Source organism: Endozoicomonas sp., assembly GCF_965196975.1.
GTDB lineage: Bacteria > Pseudomonadota > Gammaproteobacteria > Pseudomonadales > Endozoicomonadaceae > Endozoicomonas.
Window position 1 is genome coordinate 5,647,921 of sequence record NZ_OZ239981.1, and the last position, 18,210, is coordinate 5,666,130.

Sequence of the window (18,210 nt, forward strand, 5' to 3'; positions counted from 1 at the left end):
CACTTTCTTAGGCCGCATTTCCCAGCATTTCTCTAACTATCCCATGGGCTGTTCACCGTGTTATCCATGGGATTTAAACCTTTAGAGATAACCTCTAACTTGTTTGGCATTCGCCATTAAACGGTTCTTTTGTTTGATGCAGTAGCTTTAAATGACCACCCTCAAAGATGTAGTAGTAGGTAAAAGCCCAGTCTGGCAGATCTTCGTCATATGTTTTTGATATGTAGGGATTAATAATCAATAGACTACTGTCTTTCAAATAGCATGAGCCATCCGATGAACTTACCGGCATCGCAATTTTACCAGTATCAACATCAACAATTGTTATCACCTGACATGCCGTACCACAACCAAACGCTGCCAGGATATATTTGCCGGAAAAATTCGCTTTTCTCCCAATAAGAAGCTCAAGTTTGTCTGTAACTATTCAGCACCCAGCAAAGGCGTATTGTTGTAATTTCGAACCGCTTTAAGAAGCGCCTGAAATATGTTCAACCCCTGCTTTTTAGCAGATGATAAATAGCTTCGGATTCGGGTAAACATGGTACCTCCGTCTTCGCTTCTGAAGCAGCCTGAGATCTTCTGCTTAAGTTTGGCCATCCTGGCATCACGTTCACTGCCATTGTTATCGAAGGGAATTGAAAAGTCCGACATGAAGCGCAACGTTTCAACCTTAAACTCAATAAGCCTTTTGAACAGGTTGTAGGCCTTGGTATTCCTGACCTTCTTACGTCCAAGCACCTGTCGTTGTTTTTCCATATAAGCGGTTTCCTTCGTGAGAGCCCTTTGAAGGATTTGGTCGTATATCGTCTCAATGCGAAGCTGTATTGCACCAGGCATTTGAGTCAGACCGGCTGCTTTGTATTTCTTGCAGAAGTGCCAGGAGAGCGTAAGCAATTTCATCAGCCGCAGAGCCAGCTTATTCGCATCCCTATCGACAACTCCCTGAAGCTCTCTCAGATGATGGGCATTACAAAGCACATGCACTGCCGCATAGGCAAAGTAGGACTTCCAATGATCGTGAACCAGAATGCCTGCAAAAGTCAGCAGGATGCCCATTGCATCCATTGCTTCACAACCTCGCCTTTCTGAGAGGTAGTAAAGCGTCCATTGGTCATCTCGCATAATGTGTAACCACCACAGTGAACCGTCAACCCGCATGCCAGTTTCATCCGCTCCTGCAACCGGACTTTCTTGTAAAGCATCGCGGATACTCTGCTCAGTAGAGGCCAGGTTCTCATGGGTATAGGCAACAAAATTGGCAACAGAGCCTGCGCTGACACTCATGCAATAAATAGTATTGAAATACTCAGACACCCGGTGATATGGGATGAAGTGATACTGGTTTAAATGAACAGCCATTGCCTGAGTCACTTCTCCGTATTGAGCAGCGGCTTTCACTCCTTGGGGAAACTCAGCGGTGTTCCGTTTACCACAAGGACATACTTTAACGTCTGCCCAGTACGCGGTAACTTCAAATTCTCCGGGTCTACCTGGATCAAAAACCTGTCGCTCAATGTATTTGGTGGGTTTAATATCGATAAGCGAAGACTGGCAACAGCAACATTTTTCAACCTTCAGATGCCTGACATAATCGGGTAAGGCGACACGTCTCAAACAAGAGCCTTGATGACCTTTCTGGCCACCTGGTTTATTGCCTGAAGATGGTCTAAGGCTTTTGGGGTTCGGTGTTTCCTGTGAGGAGCAGGGGGCTTCTTTGGAAGATGTATCACCTTTATCACTCCCTTTTTTACTGGGCTTTTGATAACCATCTGACGATGGTGGCTTACTACTGTTTTGACTGTTTTTATTAACCCTTTCTTCCAGTTCGCTGCAACGTTCCCGTAAAAGCGCATTCTCGGTCCGAAGCTCTTCATTCTCTTTAAGGAGAGCTTCGGTAAACGGAGTAGCTGGGAAGTCTGGTTCCATACTGGAGATTTGTTAGAAAAATTGAGTATAAGATGATGGTCGAAAAATCAGAAAATTCCAGATTTATATGAAGGGTGCTGAATAGTTACTTCAAGTTTAATATTGGCGATATTGGTACTGCAGCCATCCCGGCTCAAGATACTATTACTGATTTCAATATGTCCGAAGGCGATAGCCTGGATCTGAGTAGCATTCTGGTTGATGAAGAAAATAATGACCTGACCCAATACCTTTCATTTGATCAGGCTGACCCAGCCAACCCCATTGTTGAAGTTCGCGACACGGCTGGCGGTGATATCACCCAGAAAATCACTCTGCAGGGCGTAGATCTTTCACTGTTGGGCAGTACCGATGCAGAGATCATCAACAGTATGCTGAATAGTGGAAATCTGAGCACGGATTAAAAGCGTACGTTATTTCAGCAAAACAACCGGTCACCCCACTGAATAAAGCTTATATTTTTATAAAAAATATAAGCTTTATATCTATTTAAGATAAAAGAGACTCTGCCCATATTCACCCGTTGTTTCTCTACGTTACATAACCCCATCCCTTACCCATAAAAAAGGTTATAACCAGAAAGAAAAAACCTGATGAATACCGTGGGAAATAAGGCAATAGGTCATAATGGCATGAGTGATGCTTAATAAATACGCTGAGAACATTAGGTAATAAAAAGAGACTTGAGCATGAATCTCAGCGATCTGATTCAGTTTTTTTCCCGTCAGGACAGACAAACATTTTCTCTACAGGGCAATTTCGGCATTATTCACGTAACACCCGAATCACACGATAAAAGCAGCACATATCTGATTAACTGTAATTATAAATCGCTTACGCGCTATGGCTGGCACTACAAAACCCAACAGGCCGGTGGCTTCCGGTTATCCACAGCTTGCTGCCTTGCAGCCTGTGTTATGTTTGGTGAAGAGCAGGTTACACAGGGGATGATTCACAAAATCAATAAAGACCTTAGTAGCAACTCTGACTGATAATCTAAAGCATTACTTAGGATGTTTGCTTTTCATATGCATACAGAGCGCGGGACGGGGCGAAAGCGTATACTCACATATTTCACACTTATACTCTTTTAACTCGCTGTGCTGAGAACGAAAGTGATTTTTCAAATGAATCTGTTGCCTGAACCGTTTATCACAATCGTTGCAAGCGAATGGCTTTTCTCCAGTATGTATCATCATATGCCCCTTAACCCCCCTTTAAAGACTTTAAATGGCGATTACACACACTACATGAATAACCGTTCTTATCTTGCCTGCCAGGCCGGTCAAAAAGGTTCTGGGGAAAAGTCGCGGCAGGAGGACTTGGAGTTAAAGCAGAGGCTACGCTGTCAACAGAACCCTCAGGACAGATTTCCTCACAAATGTCAGGTCGACTTAGCCAGTTGTCAGATAAGCAGATGTAACCACAGATTCGCATCGGTAAAGTTACAGATTGAACACTAACACTTTCATAACAAGCACTATCCACACACTGCACTGAAGCTAAACCATCTGCCGGGTATTGTGTTATATCGGCAGCATGACTCAACGTAACATGCAGCCTCGGCCAATAAGGATAATGACAGTTTGTTATTTGGATATACATATCGGCTATCTATCATTACTTGAATTAAAAACTAGATTTCCAAAATATCCAGTTAAATGATGATATACCTGAAGAGTAAAATTGATGCTTAACCAAGCTGAGGAGAGGTAAGCAAAAAAAGAAACTGCTCAAAAGTTCAAACTTTCGAGTTTTGATTGAAGGTCATATTCAGAACAAAAAAGGGGAAAGCAATACTGGACATTTATTCCAGATACAAAAAAAGCCGTGAGAATAATTCTCACAGCTTTTATTTGGTGCCGAAGACGAGACTCGAACTCGTACGCCCATACAGGCACTGCCCCCTCAAGGCAGTGACATCTATATTAATATCAAATAGTTACTGTCACTTTTTTTAGGAAACCGAATACTTTAACTAATTGATAAGCAAACAGATATTTTTCGTTTTTAGTCTCTAAATTTCAGCCTCATATGTTGGTATATCAGGCACTTGACTACTAATTATTCCCTGCTTAATTAATGCCTTTCCACCCGGCTCGACATTTTCTCCCTGAACCCTGATACTCGTTCCATCTCTCAATGTTGCGCTGCTGGTTCCGTCGCCGTTGTTGCTGGTGATGGTGACGACGGTTCTGGCTCCTTCGGGTATCAGGGATTTGAATTGCTGCCAGATGTTGGTGGTGGCCATGTTGTTATCCTTTGTGAGGGGTGAAAGCCAGGCAGGTTTCGGTGTCTATTGTTTCCGTCAATTCAAAGTAACTATCAGGCCATTCATCGCACAGCTGGTGATAGCTTTGTACGGCGGTTCGTTTGCAGGGGCTGCTGAATACCTCCTCCAGCCATGCTCTGTTGCACGTCTGTACTTTCTGTTTGACCACATATCGTTTTGTTGTGAAGGCCTTCATTCTGCGTCCTATGCTGTTTACTGTGACTGTCCGATATCCAGCAGGCACCTAAGTCCCGGCTCTACTCCTTAGGCCGGGCATCCTCTTTCTCTAATAATGCCTTTCAAGTTCTACGCTCTGGATAACGGCGTTTAATCCCCCTGAGGCGCTGATATGGGTTCGCAAGCAGAGCCCTTGCCAGTCACCGGTTATATCCTGAACCTCGACCAGCATCCCTGGCTCAATGAGTCCGGGGGCGGTGTTGGTGTCGGTCAGCGGCAGTTCGATGGTGGTGATGCTCTGGTGACCGCCTTTGGCCAGTTCGTTCCGGCCTCGCTCGGTGTTGACCTGGGTCTCTGTCAGCCAGTCTTCCAAAATATCTGGCGCAGGTTCATCCCCTGCCGTTCCGCTGCGTTTCACGTTGACCGCTACGCCCGCATGGGTGCCTGAAACATAGACGGCGTTGTATTGTGGTTCGGGTCGCCAGCTGGCGCTCAGGCTGATGACCATACTGGCGGGAATAATCCTGTCCATCGTGGCGGTGCCCCAGTTCCATGGGCTGGCGGGATAACGGGGCTGGATGTTCAGCTGGTCGCTATCTCGGGCTGGAATCACCACCGATCCGGCGCTGGTGGTGAGTCGTGCAATAACCTCCATGGGCGTCTGGTGCTGATAGCTGAAGGTGCCGCCGGGAATGATCCAGTCAGGGGTACTGTAGTCGTTCAGGTCGGGATAGCTGGCGGTAAAGCCGGTATTGGCCAGCTCCTCAGTGATGGCCTGTTTGGCGTTGATGTCACTGGCGCTGCTTTTGCTGCGCTTCGGTGCATACGGGGCGGCGAGCAGCTGGCTTCGACTGCTGCCGGTCACGGTGTATCGTTCATGCCCAAATCGGCGATCTGTGCTGTATCGCTCAATAATGAATACCCAAACCCAGCCATTGATGTTTATCTCTACCTGCTTCGGCCCACTGGCATCCGGTTCTATCATGGCCAGGCTGGACGCTCCCCATAGCTGTCCGGTCAGGCTCCAGCTGAAGCTGTCTATATCCAGTTCTATTTCTACATCGTTCAGCTCGATGGGGGTGCGCTCTGGTAAGGTGACCACGCTGATAACGTTCATAAGTAAATAGCTCTCCCTGATCTCTGGCTGCTCGGGTTGTGGTTTCTCGACCACGTTCGGGTCGGTTTCGCCGCCATAGTTGCCGGTAACACTTTCATCCCTGGCTTTCTGTCCTAAGCCCCAGGGAATCACCACCGGTTCGTCCAGGTCTCGATTACTTTGAAAGCTGAAACCGGTTCGACTGTCCCTTGGCTGGATAACTTTTTGCTCGATGGCTCTGCCCATCCTGAAAAACACGTCAGGGCTGGTGGCCGGTGTGTAGCTCTGCCCGGCAAACTGGAAATTCAGCAGGCTGGCTTCGGGGATCCGGTAGCCGAGGTTTTCCTGCTGGTGAGGTGGGCTGAATTCATCCACACGGTGAAAGCTGGCCAGCCGCAGAGCGTCTTTCTCGGCTGGCGTCTGCCAGTCATGCTCGGTGCGCTGGTCTTGGGGCTGGAGGCTGTTGTCCCATCCCTGGCGCTGGTGGCTCTGCTTGGTGGGCGACTGCTGCCAGTGTCCACTAATGCGGTTCTCTTTGCCCTGGCTCTGGCCATGACTAATTTGTACGGTTTCGTGCAAACTCGCCACCTCGCCCCAGAAAAGCCCGACGGCATGGGCTTCCAGCGGTGTGGCCTGATGACTGCTTTGCGCTCTGGTGGCATCTATCGTCAGGCTGCTGCCATAAGCGGCGCTTTGGTCACGCTGCTGTGGCTGGCTGGTCTGCCAGTGACTCTGGCAAAAACGGACAACGGAGGGCGGTGTGGTAAAGGCGTATGTCTTCTGTGGATAAAAAGCGAAATCCACCGCAGGCTGGTAGGCCTGTTCGCTGAATATAAAATCGGTGCTTGCGGAGGGGTCGTAAGCCATCGTTATGCACTGGGGAGAATGGTCGGCAGGATCGGGCCGTGGGCTAACGGTCGGCTAAATGGCTTCGCCTGAAATTGGGCGGTGCCGATGCTCTGGCTGCCATCGGTATCCAGCCACCACACGGGTTCGGTGCTGCTGGTGGTCCCTGCCAGGGTGCAAAGATAGACATAGCCCTGAAAGGTCGGCGGCCTGATCACGTCGCCTACGGCATAAGCAGTGTCAGGTTGCCAGACGGTGCCGTAATCATCGGCGGCGATAACAAAGACGGTGCCTTCATAGGGGCTGGTATCCAGGGTATAGGTTCCATCAACATCGCTGCTGACAGTGCTATCGAGAACAGCATGTTTGGTCAGTTCGCTATCGGTCACTGCCAGCTGCGCCTCGGTAATAGCCATGACTCTCCGGGCAACAAAAAGGTCATTCTCTGTAATGACGCCCTGAACCTGTGTGGTGTTCCCATTGCCGGGAATAATAATTCCCCCGGCTCCGGCATCACCACCGCCACCTGTCGTCGGGATGGTATTTCCATCTGTCCAGATGACCTTTGTATCATCGCTATTAGCCCAACTTAGGCTGCTGTCTATGTTATTGCGCCGGGTAGCGATTTTTAGAGGTTCAGCCACATTCTCAAAATCAGAGTTCCATATCGTCTGATAGGTACTAATTGCTGACGTATTTTTTTGTGGCGATGCGTTATAAATGTTGGATAGGTGAAAGTCTGTAATTAATAGACCTGCTGCAAAGGTATTCGTCTTAGACGCGTAGCCCAGTGAAACCTCCTGATAACTATACCAGGGAAAGGTATAGTTTTTGCTCGATTGCAAATTAACAACAGTATCTCGTGTGCCATTGATGTGCATTACCAACTTATCAGGCGTATAACTCCGGCTCGCATTCATAGTGATTACGATTTCAACAGGCACACCTGTCGGCAATAGGGTAGTTGATTCTCCCTTTGTTCCTACACGGCCATCACTAGACCTTTCCGTTCGATAATGTAAAACCCCATTTTCAACCCATATATCTGTCCGATACACAGAACTGCCATTTGACGTTGCGAAGCCATCTACATTAGGACTTTCGCATTGACAGGCAGCTGTAAAAATTGCTAGATCAGCAAAAAATAGCGGATGTCGTCGTGCGTAGAAAGATAACAAGACCTACAACAGCTGGGTGTGATTTGCCGAAATATACAGGGTTTCTATTGTGTGAGCCGAAATCAGCAACCTGTACTCGCCTTAGTGAGATCGGAGATATGTCACACCACAGCGTTAACCGTTTTCTACAACGTGAAGACTTTGCTCCCAATGACCTTTTCATGGAAGTAGCCGCAAGGCTGATTCTTGATGGGGGCACGCTATCGGTTGATGATACGGTGCTGGATAAGCCGTACAGTAACTACACGGCATTCATCGGCTATCATTACTCGGGCAAGCATCATAAAGCCGTCAAGGGCATTAATCTCATAACGCTCTATTACACCGATATCAAAGGCTATAGCCTTCCTGTCAATTTCCGTATCTATGACTCTGCGGACGGAAAGTCCAAAAATGATTATTTTCTCGAGATGCTGAAAGAAGTACTTGTATGGGGCTTACGACCTGCATTTGTTACGGGGGATTCCTGGTATAGCAGTGCCGCAAACCTGAAGACTGTGAAAAACAACGGTCTGGGTTTTATGTTTGCCGTTAAAAGCAACCGTACTGTTTCTATCCAAAAGGGTGACTACCAACAAGTGCAGAGCCTGGAGATTCCTGAAGAGGGAATAACCGTTTGGCTACGTAATTTTGGTTCTGTGCGTTTGTACCGGACGCGGCTAAAAAACGAGCTGCGCCATTACGTCGTCTACACACCCCATGCTGGATCAGAGGTATCACCACAGGTAGGCTTTAATGAACTTCACCTGCACCATTGGGCGATCGAAGAGTATCACCGGGCGCTGAAACAACTCTGCAGTATTGAGCGCTTTCAGGTGAGAGGAAAGCAGCAGGTCAGGAACCATATTTTTGCCTCTATCTTTGGGTATGCCTGCCTTCAGGCCAAGAAAGTATCTGAATCTCTCAGTAGCATCTATCGCGTTAAGAATGATGCGCTCAAGGATGCTATTTGGGACTTCATTAAGAGCTTCTCTGATGGTAAAGACTGGCTGAGACCATCTTTTATCAGAGCTGTCAATGCGTAAGTTCTATACATTTAAAAGCGGAACACTTTTTGTCGCCGTTGACTCATGCAAAATCAACGTCATTACAAAATGAAGTTCTGAAACAGACGAATTAAACGCCTCATTATCTGCAGCATAAATTCGAGGCGTAGATAGCTTTCCTGCAACGTTATCTTCGGGAAACCATATTCCAGCCATTAGTCAGCATCCCCCCTGATCTGAAGCGTAAAATCATCATTGGTTTCCGTTCCCTGACCAGCGAGAACCGTCCGACAAATCCAGATAGGTGCAAGGCAACCATCGGTATTAAATCGAATAGCGTTCCCTGCTGCCCAGCCAGTTCCCCAACCATCAGCCCGGATAGTGAAGAAGGGCACGCCTGTTTCCGGGTTCAGCGGTGCTACATCAGCAATGATGTTGCCGGTTGCTATGATCCCTAGCTTTTCCTCTACGATCTGGAATGCTGAACCACTGGTGAAGATGATCGCCCACTTGCCATAGATGGCTCCCTTGTTGGTCACCTCCACTGGATAGTTGATGGTGTTGTATTGGGCGGTGGTCTGGTCACCGATCCGGTTGTCTGTCCAGTTCGGGTCGCCGTTATCCCATACCTTCTGGCTGAAAAAGTTTTTCACTCTGGCCTGAAGATCGCCATACACGACCGCACTGCTTACTGTGGTTTCGGTTGCGGGTAAATCCCAAGGGACAGGCGAAATAATAGAAAGATCACCGTTGATCTGAACGTCGCTGAGGACGCTCATGTGTTCCACCCGGTCTTTAATGGTAAAGGGGGCGGTCAGTGGGTTGCTCTGGTCGTCGATCAGGCTCAGTGGGTCAGCAAAGGTAATAGAACCCGCCTCTCTATCGACGGTGTATTGATCGCTGGCCAGCAGAGCCCCGCTGCTGTCTTCCACAACAATGTCGGCCTGATGGTCACGAGCCAGGTTGATCACCTGGCCTGCGGTGGGGGTAGCGGCATCGGTGCTGCTGGTGTGGCTGATCACCACGATGTCGCCTGCTCTGAAGATGGGCACCTTGCCATCTGGTGGCAAACGCACCGGGTCTAGCCCGATCAGTTCGGCGTCCAGCGGCAGGCTGGTTTCCACAATGCAGTTATATCGTATGCTCTGCGGTATCACGAAAATTGGCTTCTTTTCAGGAGCGCCGCCGTCGGTAAATTGAATCTCACACCAGCCGGTGGTGGTGTCGATCTTCCCCTGCACTTCGCTGGTGTTAATCTCGCCGTTAAAGTCGGCGCTGGCGGTGATAATATCGCCGTTATCCACTCGCACTGCAGTTAGCTGCAAACTGCCCAATCTGACCGGCGAGCCCGGTGTGCGAAATGCGACGGCGTCTACTTTGAAACCCGGGCCGATGGTGGCGGCTGCTTCGATGGTGGCGCTGGTAAAGCCGCCCTGTGGATAAGTGGCTAACGTAACCACGCCACCGCTGTAGTCAATGCTGCCTACCTGCAGGCCTGCGTTGGTTTCGGTGCTGATATCGGTGAAAACCTGGCCATCCCGGTCATAGTAGGTCTCGCCGTTCCAAGTAAAAACCACGCTCCCCGGCAGTAGGGTATCGCTGATTAAAGGCAATAAATCCAGGGTCAGCTCTGGCGATGGTAATGTCTCGCTGTAGGGGGCATGGCTCAGGTTGCTGGCCTGGGCGATGGCGGTGATGCTGCTGCCGTTAAAGGTCTGCTTTAGGGTTGTATTAGTGGTTTCCACTCGATAGAAGGTAGCGCCACCTGAGGTCTGCCGGATGTTGGTGAACTCTGTATAGGTGTAATCCTGCAACGCCAGAATCGTAAAAGCACCGGTCTGATAATCAATCGTGCCCGTAACACCACGCCAGCCGCCAGTGGTATCGTCATCAAGCTGCTTTGTCACGGTGGTGGTGGTTTCATAAGTCTCGAAATTTTCCCCCCCGGCATCGCTTGGCACGTTGGATAGCTGCTCCACCAGAAACTGCAGCTGTATGGAACCGGGAAGTAATGGAGCACCGGGAATTGTGCCACTCATCACGCCCTGGCCATCGATGGCAACATTTACCTGACCACCGGCGCTGGTGCCTTCCTGATAATCCACTTGTATCTCGGTACCAGTGTCAGGCAGGTTGTCCAGCTGAAAGCTCAATTCTCCCGGGGCATAGTGGATAGCGCCATTGCCGTCGCCGGTCAGCAGGCCGTTGCCTTGGTCGGTAAGGGTTTTATTCTGGCTGTTGGATATATAAGTCACGGTCAGACTGCCGGGCTTGATGCCGGGTTTCTCCACCGTGTGCCTGAAGGTCATATCATCTGCTGACACACTGCCGGTGCGAATGGTCACCTCGTCATCGTTCTGCGCCACATAGCTGTATACGATGGCGCTGTCCGGGTCGGGCATGGCATCCAGGGTTATGGCTGCGGATCCGGTTGCAAAAATAATGCTTCCTGAGCCAGAGCCAGAAAGCTGGCCTGCTCCTGTATCCCGTATATCCTGCCACTTGCCCAGGGCGATATAGCTCACCACTAAGGTGCCCGGTCTTGGTTTCGCATCTGCCATGTTCAGGGTGTAGTTAAAGCCCCGGTTCTGGTTGGTGATGGGTATGGCTCCACTGACAGCAGCCCCGGTAATGGCCACTGCAGGCTGGTAGTTGGCTGAACTGGTGGCCGTCGTGTAACTGCTAGTACGCCATACGTTGATCTCGCCCAGCTCGTAATCAATGGTTAGTTGGCTGTAACTGTTGTTGCCACTTTTGTGCGTTAAGTTGCCAGCTCCGTCATCTTCAAAGGTGCCACCCTCCAATGAAAGACTTAGAGTTTTGGGCATGACGCCTCGCTGTAGATACGTTCGGCTCTGGTTTCCGCTGATATGAACAAAGCGGCAGGAGACACTTCTGCTGTTGGCTGAAGTCGCCACCATCGTTTTGCCGGTGTAACCGCCATACTGATCCAATAGCGGGCTTTCCACTTTGGCGCTGGGCACCAGTGCGTTGTAAACACTCGCCGCCTTGATGGTCAGGTCACCAGCGGTGATGTTAGCACTTACCGACTGAATGCCGTAATAGCGGGAGGTGTCGGCGATCTGGGTGGTGTGGACACTGCTGGTCGGTTCTTCAGGGACACCGGGGAAAGGCTGCGCTCCGATAAACGTGGTGATCAATGGGACGCTGGTGTCCATCTCCAGCTTTCGCCGGGTAAAGTCCACAAACTTGCCGCCCTGGTTATAGGTAAACGTGGCCACTTGGTGAGTAAGGCCGGTAATCCGAACAAACTGGCTGACCTGCTCATCCGGTGTGGTGATCTTGTACACTTCGCCGATCTCGGGAATGGCCAGCTCCTCCCGCTGATAGCCGACGATGGTTCGCTGTCCCTGCAGCTGGTCACCAATGGGGAGCCAGCTGGCTTCAATGCCCGGCACCACATAGCTCTCGATCCGGTTGCGGGCGTCGGCTCGCTCATCGGTCTGGTCGTCGGTATTGAATAGGAGGACGCTGACGTTGGGGTCTTTGGGCGGTTCGGTGAGGATCAGGTGGCTGCCTAAATAGGCATCGCTGTTGTCGGTACTGATCCCAATAAACGCTTTACGCAGTGCCACGTCACCGATGGTTCTGTCTAATCGTGAAATGTCCCTGAATAAATTATTCACGTTCCCGTCGATCACTTCGTTGCCGGTCACCCGTCCGCCACCGTCCTCCTCATCGGTCAGGCGCTGGCTTTCAAAAAGTTTCACGTCATTGTTATTGATGGCCATCCATGTCACCTTTTTTTTCTGAACGGGTTTTATGCTGCAGGCGTTTCGACTGTCAGCAGCCGCAGGGTCAAGCTGTATTGGTAGTCGTCATCGGGAAACGCAAAGGGCAGTATCTGTTGCGCTTCCACCGGGCTGCCCGAGGTTCGATCAAAAATTACCGAAAACTGCCGCAGGTCGGGCAGGGTCAGAGTCATGACGTTATTGGCGGTTTCGCTCAAGGTGAGCAGGCTGGCCACGGTGCTGCGGGTCACCCATCCGGCATCCTGTCCGCCAGAGAGCTCTATGGATCGACCATACTGTTTGCTTTGCTCCTGAACCAATAAAGCACCGGTTAAGGTGCGTTCCTGGCTCTGCTCCACCGGGTTCCAGTCAAATTCGTTTATCCACAGCAAATCATCGGGCAGTGTGATGCTATCCAGTTGCATAGGCCTTCCTTACACGGATCTCAATCCGGCGTTTCTCAGGGCGTCCAGCAATTTGCGTTCATCGCTTCGGTTGATGCCCACGTTGACGCTGCCGCCGGGGTACTCAAGACGGATAATCTTTTCGGCCTGTTTACTGTGTGCGCTTTGTTGTGGCGGGTTAATGCGTGAATTTTCCCGCTGACTGGGCAGTTTCTGCCGCTGCTCGGCTCTCTGTTCTTCGGCCAGTTGGTTACGTTTCTCCCGGTAGATGGCCTCGTTCACTCGCAGGGCTTTGTTCAAATCCTGAATACTCTGCTGGTCGCCACCGGCCTTGGCTTCTTCCAGCTGGCTTTTCAGGTCTCGCTGGCGGCTCTGATACTGGCGCTTTTCGATCTGCTCTTGCTTACCCTGGAGGCGGTCTAATTCGTTCTGTAGGCCTTCGAGGGTGCTTCTGGCGCTGTCGTTCAGTGACTCCATGCTCGACTCGGCCTGCTGGATGGCGCTGTCCAGCTGGCTCAGGTCTTGCTCGTTCAATAGCTGCATAGAATAGGCAGCACTCTGGCCTTCTCTGGCCATCCGTCGTGCGGACACTTCGCCGTTGTCGTACCCGGTCAGTAACTCCTCCAGAGCGATCTTCTGCTCCAAAAACTGCTTTTTCACATAGGCGGCGTTCTGGGCGGTGACGGTCATCCAGTCATCGATGCCGGTAATGTCAAAGGAATAGTTATGCTGGAGCTTGTTGAGTTCCTCATTGGTTCCCTGTAGCTGCTCTTTTAATGCTGCCACGCTGTCTTGGCTTTCGCTGGTGTCGATATCCCCGACACTGTTCATCTTCTCGAAAGCTTCCCGGGCGCTGCTACTCATCCCCTGCAATTCGGCGTTCAGGTTGTTATAGTGACCTGCCATCGCTCCTGCTATGGTGGCGCTCTCACCCATGGCGGCGTTGTGCTGCTGGCTCATCTCTGCGGTGGTTTTGCCCACCTGACTTAAGGCGTCACCGGTCATCTCTGCCTGATCTTTCAGCTGCTGTAATTTCTGGCGGCTCGCTTCGGTGGCGGCGGTGTACTCCTCGAGGGAGAGTTCTCCCCGACTAAAGGCTTCGGCCAATGCCACACCCAGGCTGGCCAGCTCGGTGCGGGTGTCGGCGTTGCTGATCTGTGCCATCGCATCGGCGGCGTCCTTGAACGACTGTTTGGCGGTGTCAGCGGTTTTGGTCACCTCCTCCTGGATGTCTTTTTGTTTTGCGATTAATTCATCGGCGTAATTTTGCCAGAGCACTTTCTGGCTATCGGTCATCGTCTTAACCGTGTCGGTGCTTTTGGATATAGCGGCTTCGCTTTCTTCTGCAAAGGTGTCCCATATTCCGGTCAGCGAGTCCTTAACGTCGTTGGCATCGTCGGCGGCCTGTGAGGCAAACTCTTTCGTCAGCGACTTAAGGTAGTCCGTTGTTCCTTTCAATTTTTCAGCAATGCTATCCAGTCCCAGGGCGTCGGTGACTTCCTGCCAAACTTTCACGACCCCGTATAAGATGCCGGTATAGGCTGACGCAAACCCTTTGACCGCAACCAGAAAACTATTAAAGAAAAATTTAATGGTGTTACTGGTGAATTGAAAAGCAGAGCGCATCTTGCCGAGGACGGTGCTGACGCTGTTAAAGGCTTCTGTGGCTCCCTGGACGAATTGTTCAAAGGAAATAGAAGACAAAGACAACCGTACTGACTCCGCCATGCTGATAAACCCGTCGCTGATTTTTTGCGCGAGTTCCTGCAGCTTGCCGTTTTTCCCCAGCTCATCCAGTTTGTTACCGAATGCGGTCAGCTGCGTCTTAACGTAAGCAAGCCATCCGGCATCGGCGATACTGTCTTTAAACTCTGTCCAGCGGTCGGCCATATTCGACATCAGACCACTCAGCAGCCCCATATTGGCCTTGGCGGCTCCCGCACTGCTTTTCCCGATCTCGTCGATCAGTCCCTTGATGGCTTCTCTGCCCAGCTTGCCGGCGCTGGATAGCTTCTGTAGCTCTTGGGTATTCTTGCCGGTGACCTTTTCCAATAACGACCAAACGGGCACCCCTCGCTCGACCAGCTGCAGGATTTCTTCGCCCTGGAGCTTCTGCTTTGCCCAGGCCTGCCCTAATGCCAGGCTGATCCCTTTCAAACGCTCCATGCCGCCACCGAGCTTGGAGGTCTGGTCAACAATGGCCTGCAAGGTGCCATCCATCGGGTCTAGCCCGAAGTTTTTCAAAGCGGTAAAGGCGTCAGCGACTTCCTGCAGCTCCAATGGGGTGTTCTTGGTAAACTCCTTTATCCACGCCATTGCCTGCTCGCCTTCGACCATGCTGCCCATGATGGCGTTCAGCTGCACTTCCAGCCGTTCAAACTGATCCCCGGTATTCAATACCCCCTGCATGGCTTTTTTGATGGCGTAAAAGCCCACGCTGGTGAGTACCAGGTTGCGGATGCTGCGACCTAAGCTGGCAAAGCGGTGTTCGGTCTGCTGGCTGGCTCTACCCATAGAGCGTAAACGGGTAGTGACTTTAGTCAGGGCTCCTTTGGCTAAATCCCGAGCCCGGATAACGATATTGAGTACACTGTTATTGCTGGCCATGTTGTGGGTTCCTTTGTGGGTACCCGGTCAGCATGGGGAGTTTTTAATTAGCTGGTCATACAAAAAAGAGCCGTTAAATAAATAAAGCAAGCAAGCAAAGGCTAATAATTAAATATCATTCCTATGGGGTGCTCTCTCAATTTGATAACTGACTCATAGGTTAGCTTCAACCTTTCCAGTCATGAACTCAGACCAAAGTTGTTCCCAGCGCCCCTTACTCTGGATCAGTGCTCTTGTTGTCAAAAGCACTTCCGCTCCTGTTGCTTTCCACCTCATTCCAGAACCACATAATCGTTGCTTTACCAGAGTCTTACAAGCCGCTTCAGTAACTCCTGAACCTATTGGCCAATGGCGTTTAAGCGCCTGATGATAATTCATTAACTGGTGATTGTTTGTAAAATAGCTCACAGCTTTGTAGCGCTTCTCTGTCAGTGCGATTGTCTTTTTCGGGAGCTCGGCTGATTCAATTTCCTGAAGGATTTTTTTGGCTGCTCCACGCTTGTTTTTCAAACTATGTAGCCTGTCTTCAAGCCACTGGTGTCGCTTCGCCTTACTGGTTGGAAACAGTGCTTCCGCTGCTCCAGCTAAATATTCAGATGCATGATAAAAATCGAGTATCTGCCCAGAGGTATGTTGTTTCAAATAACTCCAGTTTTCTCTAGCCCCGTCAGCTACCCCGATGTATGTGGCATTTGGGTAGAGTCGTTTTAGATCTGCAATCTCCTCGTCGAGCTTGCTCATAAAGCTTTGTTTACCATACTCTGGCGAACTGGCTGTATATATCGTGTGGAGCCTGTCTCCATCTGCAGAATATAGGCTCAATGTCCCACACATGGCTTCCCTCCAGCCTTCTTCACAAAGCAGCATGCAGGTTCCATCCAGACCAATGGCTATTGTTTCAACAGGCTCTTTTAGTGGAGGAAGGTGGTAGTGAGTGTCTTGCTGGTCTTCAATTAATGCACCTACTCTGTCCGATAAATGCTTGATATAAGAATTTGAAAGCGTCCTTTGATGGTTGGTCTCAAAATCTTCTTTTACCGCAGGCGCTGGCATCTGGCTGTATTTCCAGGCGATAGACTTGGCAAATTTGGGGGTAGCTGAACCAATAATACCGGCACGAAGATCAAGTGCTGCCAGAGTACTGCCACCTCTGACACCCTGATATACGGAGCGCTCCAAAGGTATACGACCGTATAAGGTTTCATAGTGCTTAAGAACCTTTCCTTTGTAGTTCCACTTCTGCTGATTAACGACGATAGGTTCTTTATTGGGTGATTCAAATAGCCCCAATAACTCTTTTGTTCCAAGCTGCCCGGCTTCATTGAGTGCACGCTGTAAACTATCTTCAAGATTCAGCATGTTGCCTGAATCTATAGAAACTTCAATTTGCAAAACGATGCTTTTGGTAGAGCTGGAAATAACAGAAGCGGGCATGACAGTTAACTATTATGAGTGGTGTTCCCATAGTAGCTGTGAAAATAGAGCACTATTGTTTCAATCATTCAGAGAGAGCACCCTTCCTATGCAACCACAATAGGTTTTTCTACAAATATGATCAGGAAATTATTGACATGTTTTTATCGAGAACCAAGAGAAAATCAAAATAATTCAGGCAATCAGCAAAATGTATCTTGTTTTAATGTACGTCGTGTTAGAAGTCACAAGCCTGACTTATTAACAAGGCTACCTCCTGAGCTACGACTAAATATTGCCGAGAGGCTACCACTACCCTCTTTATTAAGCCTAAGAACCGTCAATAGCAACATGTACCATATAATTGACAGTAAAATGCTTAGCAAAGCAAAAGAAAGGTGTGTCTATGAATTTCAAATTTTGCAGAAGCCCCTAAATTTAGAAAATATTGAGCAACGCCTTTTGTCAGAATGGCAAAATGTGAATGTTATTTATTGTGATGAAGAAAATCGCGGTAATTCTTATAACATACAGTCAATAGATGGAGTCGATAAACTGGGGTCTTTTACTACTGGTAGATTTACTGACGGTTCATACTTTATATATGTTTCTGCAAACTTCGAAGATAGGGGCAATATGAGAATCGCCATCACATTAAGTCAAGAAAACCGTAATTTATACCTCGGTTCTTCATACAGCCAAATTTCAGACTATATAAAAAATCATCGTACTGATGATCTAGTCAATCATGTTGAATGGATATCTCAACATACCAAAAAGTATTTTTAAATGATGGCGCCCTAAAGCGCCTGCACCACTTTTATAAACTGCGACATGCCAACACCGCCAATGCTGCTGTCTCTCAACACCTCAAATTCCATTGATACCTCGGCAAACTCATCACTGATAAAGGGCAGTCCCTGTACTGGGGAAAACTTCAGGCGGTGCATGGTAATGCTTACCGGCTTTCCGGACTGTGCTTCGTTCATGCCGTCAAAGAACAAGGCAAACTCCTCACCTGCCTCCACCAGTGCCTGCATGATCTCTTGAGGTGCTTTGGTGTAGCTCACCTTCACGCCACCGTTATCAATAGCGCCGGTACCGATCACGACGATACCGTTGGCGGTCAGGTTGTAGTCAGTGCCTTCGGTCAGTGCGCTGTCCATATCGTCTTTCACGGTGATGCTCTGGCTATGGTCAGGGGCAAAGGCAAAGGGCAGCAATTCACCGTCCGTGCCGCTGGCGGCGATGACTTCATCGGTGACTGAACCGCTGGCCTCTTCGCTCACCGCAGCTCGCAAGGCAGGCGCTAAACTGGCGGCGCTTAAATCCATAGCGGTCATGCTGCCGGTCACGCTGTCTATTCTTGAAACCACATTGACGTTGCCACCGCCCACGCTGGTGTAGTCTTTCTGTTCTTTCTTGTCTTCCTCAAAACTCACTTCGAGGGCGCTGCAATTGCCCACCGGTAAAAAGCCGGTACTGGTGCTTAACCGCTTGAGGTAAATTTTGCCTTTTCCGATGTAGGAGCGATCTTGTGTGGCCATTGT

Annotated in this window: 15 protein-coding genes; 4 read left to right on the plus strand and 11 right to left on the minus strand. The window is 49.7% G+C overall.

Features of this window, described 5'->3' with window-relative positions; genetic code table 11:
• Positions 1-94: 94 nt before the first annotated feature.
• Positions 95-331: a hypothetical protein gene (locus ACOCLE_RS24990; RefSeq protein WP_419534723.1), complete on the minus strand. Its 237-nt coding sequence runs from the start codon at positions 329-331 to the stop codon at positions 95-97.
• Positions 332-423: 92 nt separating this feature from the next.
• On the minus strand, positions 424-1,929 hold the full coding sequence (tnpC, locus tag ACOCLE_RS24995) for an IS66 family transposase (protein ID WP_419532963.1): 1,506 nt from the start codon (positions 1,927-1,929) through the stop codon (positions 424-426).
• A gap of 74 nt (positions 1,930-2,003) precedes the next feature.
• On the opposite strand from tnpC, the gene ACOCLE_RS25000 reads away from it, so the two are divergent.
• Together ACOCLE_RS25000 and ACOCLE_RS25005 are read left to right on the plus strand one after the other, a co-directional pair.
• Complete coding sequence (locus ACOCLE_RS25000) at positions 2,004-2,333, plus strand: type I secretion C-terminal target domain-containing protein (protein WP_419534724.1); 330 nt, start codon at positions 2,004-2,006, stop codon at positions 2,331-2,333.
• A 279-nt stretch (positions 2,334-2,612) separates the two neighbouring features.
• Positions 2,613-2,921 (plus strand): hypothetical protein, encoded by a 309-nt coding sequence (locus tag ACOCLE_RS25005; RefSeq protein ID WP_419534725.1) that lies wholly within the window; start codon positions 2,613-2,615, stop codon positions 2,919-2,921.
• Positions 2,922-3,946: 1,025 nt separating this feature from the next.
• On the opposite strand, the gene ACOCLE_RS25010 is transcribed toward ACOCLE_RS25005, so the two are convergent.
• From ACOCLE_RS25010 to ACOCLE_RS25020, 3 genes are all read right to left on the minus strand, one after another.
• Positions 3,947-4,180, minus strand: a complete 234-nt coding sequence (locus ACOCLE_RS25010) for a hypothetical protein (protein WP_066018792.1) — start codon at positions 4,178-4,180, stop codon at positions 3,947-3,949.
• 307 nt (positions 4,181-4,487) lie between these two features.
• Positions 4,488-6,341: a hypothetical protein gene (locus ACOCLE_RS25015; protein WP_419534726.1), complete on the minus strand. Its 1,854-nt coding sequence runs from the start codon at positions 6,339-6,341 to the stop codon at positions 4,488-4,490.
• A gap of 2 nt (positions 6,342-6,343) precedes the next feature.
• Entirely contained in the window at positions 6,344-7,498 is a 1,155-nt protein-coding gene (locus ACOCLE_RS25020; RefSeq protein ID WP_419534727.1) for a hypothetical protein, read from the minus strand.
• Here ACOCLE_RS25020 and ACOCLE_RS25025 point away from each other — a divergent pair.
• Entirely contained in the window at positions 7,480-8,523 is a 1,044-nt protein-coding gene (locus ACOCLE_RS25025) for a transposase (protein WP_419533005.1), read from the plus strand. The genes ACOCLE_RS25020 and ACOCLE_RS25025 overlap by 19 nt on opposite strands.
• Before the next feature lie 3 nt (positions 8,524-8,526).
• Here ACOCLE_RS25025 and ACOCLE_RS25030 read toward each other — a convergent pair whose 3' ends face one another.
• The 5 genes from ACOCLE_RS25030 to ACOCLE_RS25050 form a co-directional block, all read right to left on the minus strand.
• Entirely contained in the window at positions 8,527-8,700 is a 174-nt protein-coding gene (locus tag ACOCLE_RS25030; RefSeq protein ID WP_419534728.1) for a hypothetical protein, read from the minus strand.
• A complete protein-coding gene (locus ACOCLE_RS25035; RefSeq protein WP_419534729.1) occupies positions 8,700-12,236 on the minus strand; it encodes a hypothetical protein in 3,537 nt (1,178 codons plus the stop codon). Before ACOCLE_RS25035 ends, ACOCLE_RS25030 begins: the two co-directional genes overlap by 1 nt.
• A gap of 29 nt (positions 12,237-12,265) precedes the next feature.
• A complete protein-coding gene (locus tag ACOCLE_RS25040; protein WP_419534730.1) occupies positions 12,266-12,661 on the minus strand; it encodes a hypothetical protein in 396 nt (131 codons plus the stop codon).
• 9 nt (positions 12,662-12,670) lie between these two features.
• Entirely contained in the window at positions 12,671-15,247 is a 2,577-nt protein-coding gene (locus tag ACOCLE_RS25045) for a tape measure protein (protein WP_419534731.1), read from the minus strand.
• A gap of 153 nt (positions 15,248-15,400) precedes the next feature.
• Entirely contained in the window at positions 15,401-16,681 is a 1,281-nt protein-coding gene (locus ACOCLE_RS25050; RefSeq protein ID WP_419532972.1) for an ISKra4 family transposase, read from the minus strand.
• Between the two features lie 117 nt (positions 16,682-16,798).
• Between ACOCLE_RS25050 and ACOCLE_RS25055 the strand changes: the two genes are divergently transcribed.
• Positions 16,799-17,449 (plus strand): F-box protein, encoded by a 651-nt coding sequence (locus ACOCLE_RS25055; protein WP_419534732.1) that lies wholly within the window; start codon positions 16,799-16,801, stop codon positions 17,447-17,449.
• Positions 17,450-17,460: 11 nt separating this feature from the next.
• Here ACOCLE_RS25055 and ACOCLE_RS25060 read toward each other — a convergent pair whose 3' ends face one another.
• Complete coding sequence (locus ACOCLE_RS25060; RefSeq protein WP_419534733.1) at positions 17,461-18,207, minus strand: hypothetical protein; 747 nt, start codon at positions 18,205-18,207, stop codon at positions 17,461-17,463.
• Positions 18,208-18,210: the final 3 nt, after the last annotated feature.

Excerpts from the sequence above, each read along its gene's own strand:
- tnpC (WP_419532963.1), bottom strand. The coding sequence starts at position 1,929 with ATGGAACCAGACTTCCCAGCTACTCCGTTTACCGAAGCTCTCCTTAAA.
- ACOCLE_RS25010 (WP_066018792.1), bottom strand. The coding sequence starts at position 4,180 with ATGGCCACCACCAACATCTGGCAGCAATTCAAATCCCTGATACCCGAA.
- ACOCLE_RS25015 (WP_419534726.1), bottom strand. The coding sequence starts at position 6,341 with ATGGCTTACGACCCCTCCGCAAGCACCGATTTTATATTCAGCGAACAG.
- ACOCLE_RS25030 (WP_419534728.1), bottom strand. The coding sequence starts at position 8,700 with ATGGCTGGAATATGGTTTCCCGAAGATAACGTTGCAGGAAAGCTATCT.
- ACOCLE_RS25035 (WP_419534729.1), bottom strand. The coding sequence starts at position 12,236 with ATGGCCATCAATAACAATGACGTGAAACTTTTTGAAAGCCAGCGCCTG.
- ACOCLE_RS25040 (WP_419534730.1), bottom strand. The coding sequence starts at position 12,661 with ATGCAACTGGATAGCATCACACTGCCCGATGATTTGCTGTGGATAAAC.
- ACOCLE_RS25045 (WP_419534731.1), bottom strand. The coding sequence starts at position 15,247 with ATGGCCAGCAATAACAGTGTACTCAATATCGTTATCCGGGCTCGGGAT.
- ACOCLE_RS25050 (WP_419532972.1), bottom strand. The coding sequence starts at position 16,681 with ATGCCCGCTTCTGTTATTTCCAGCTCTACCAAAAGCATCGTTTTGCAA.
- ACOCLE_RS25055 (WP_419534732.1), top strand. The coding sequence starts at position 16,799 with ATGATCAGGAAATTATTGACATGTTTTTATCGAGAACCAAGAGAAAAT.
- ACOCLE_RS25060 (WP_419534733.1), bottom strand. The coding sequence starts at position 18,207 with ATGGCCACACAAGATCGCTCCTACATCGGAAAAGGCAAAATTTACCTC.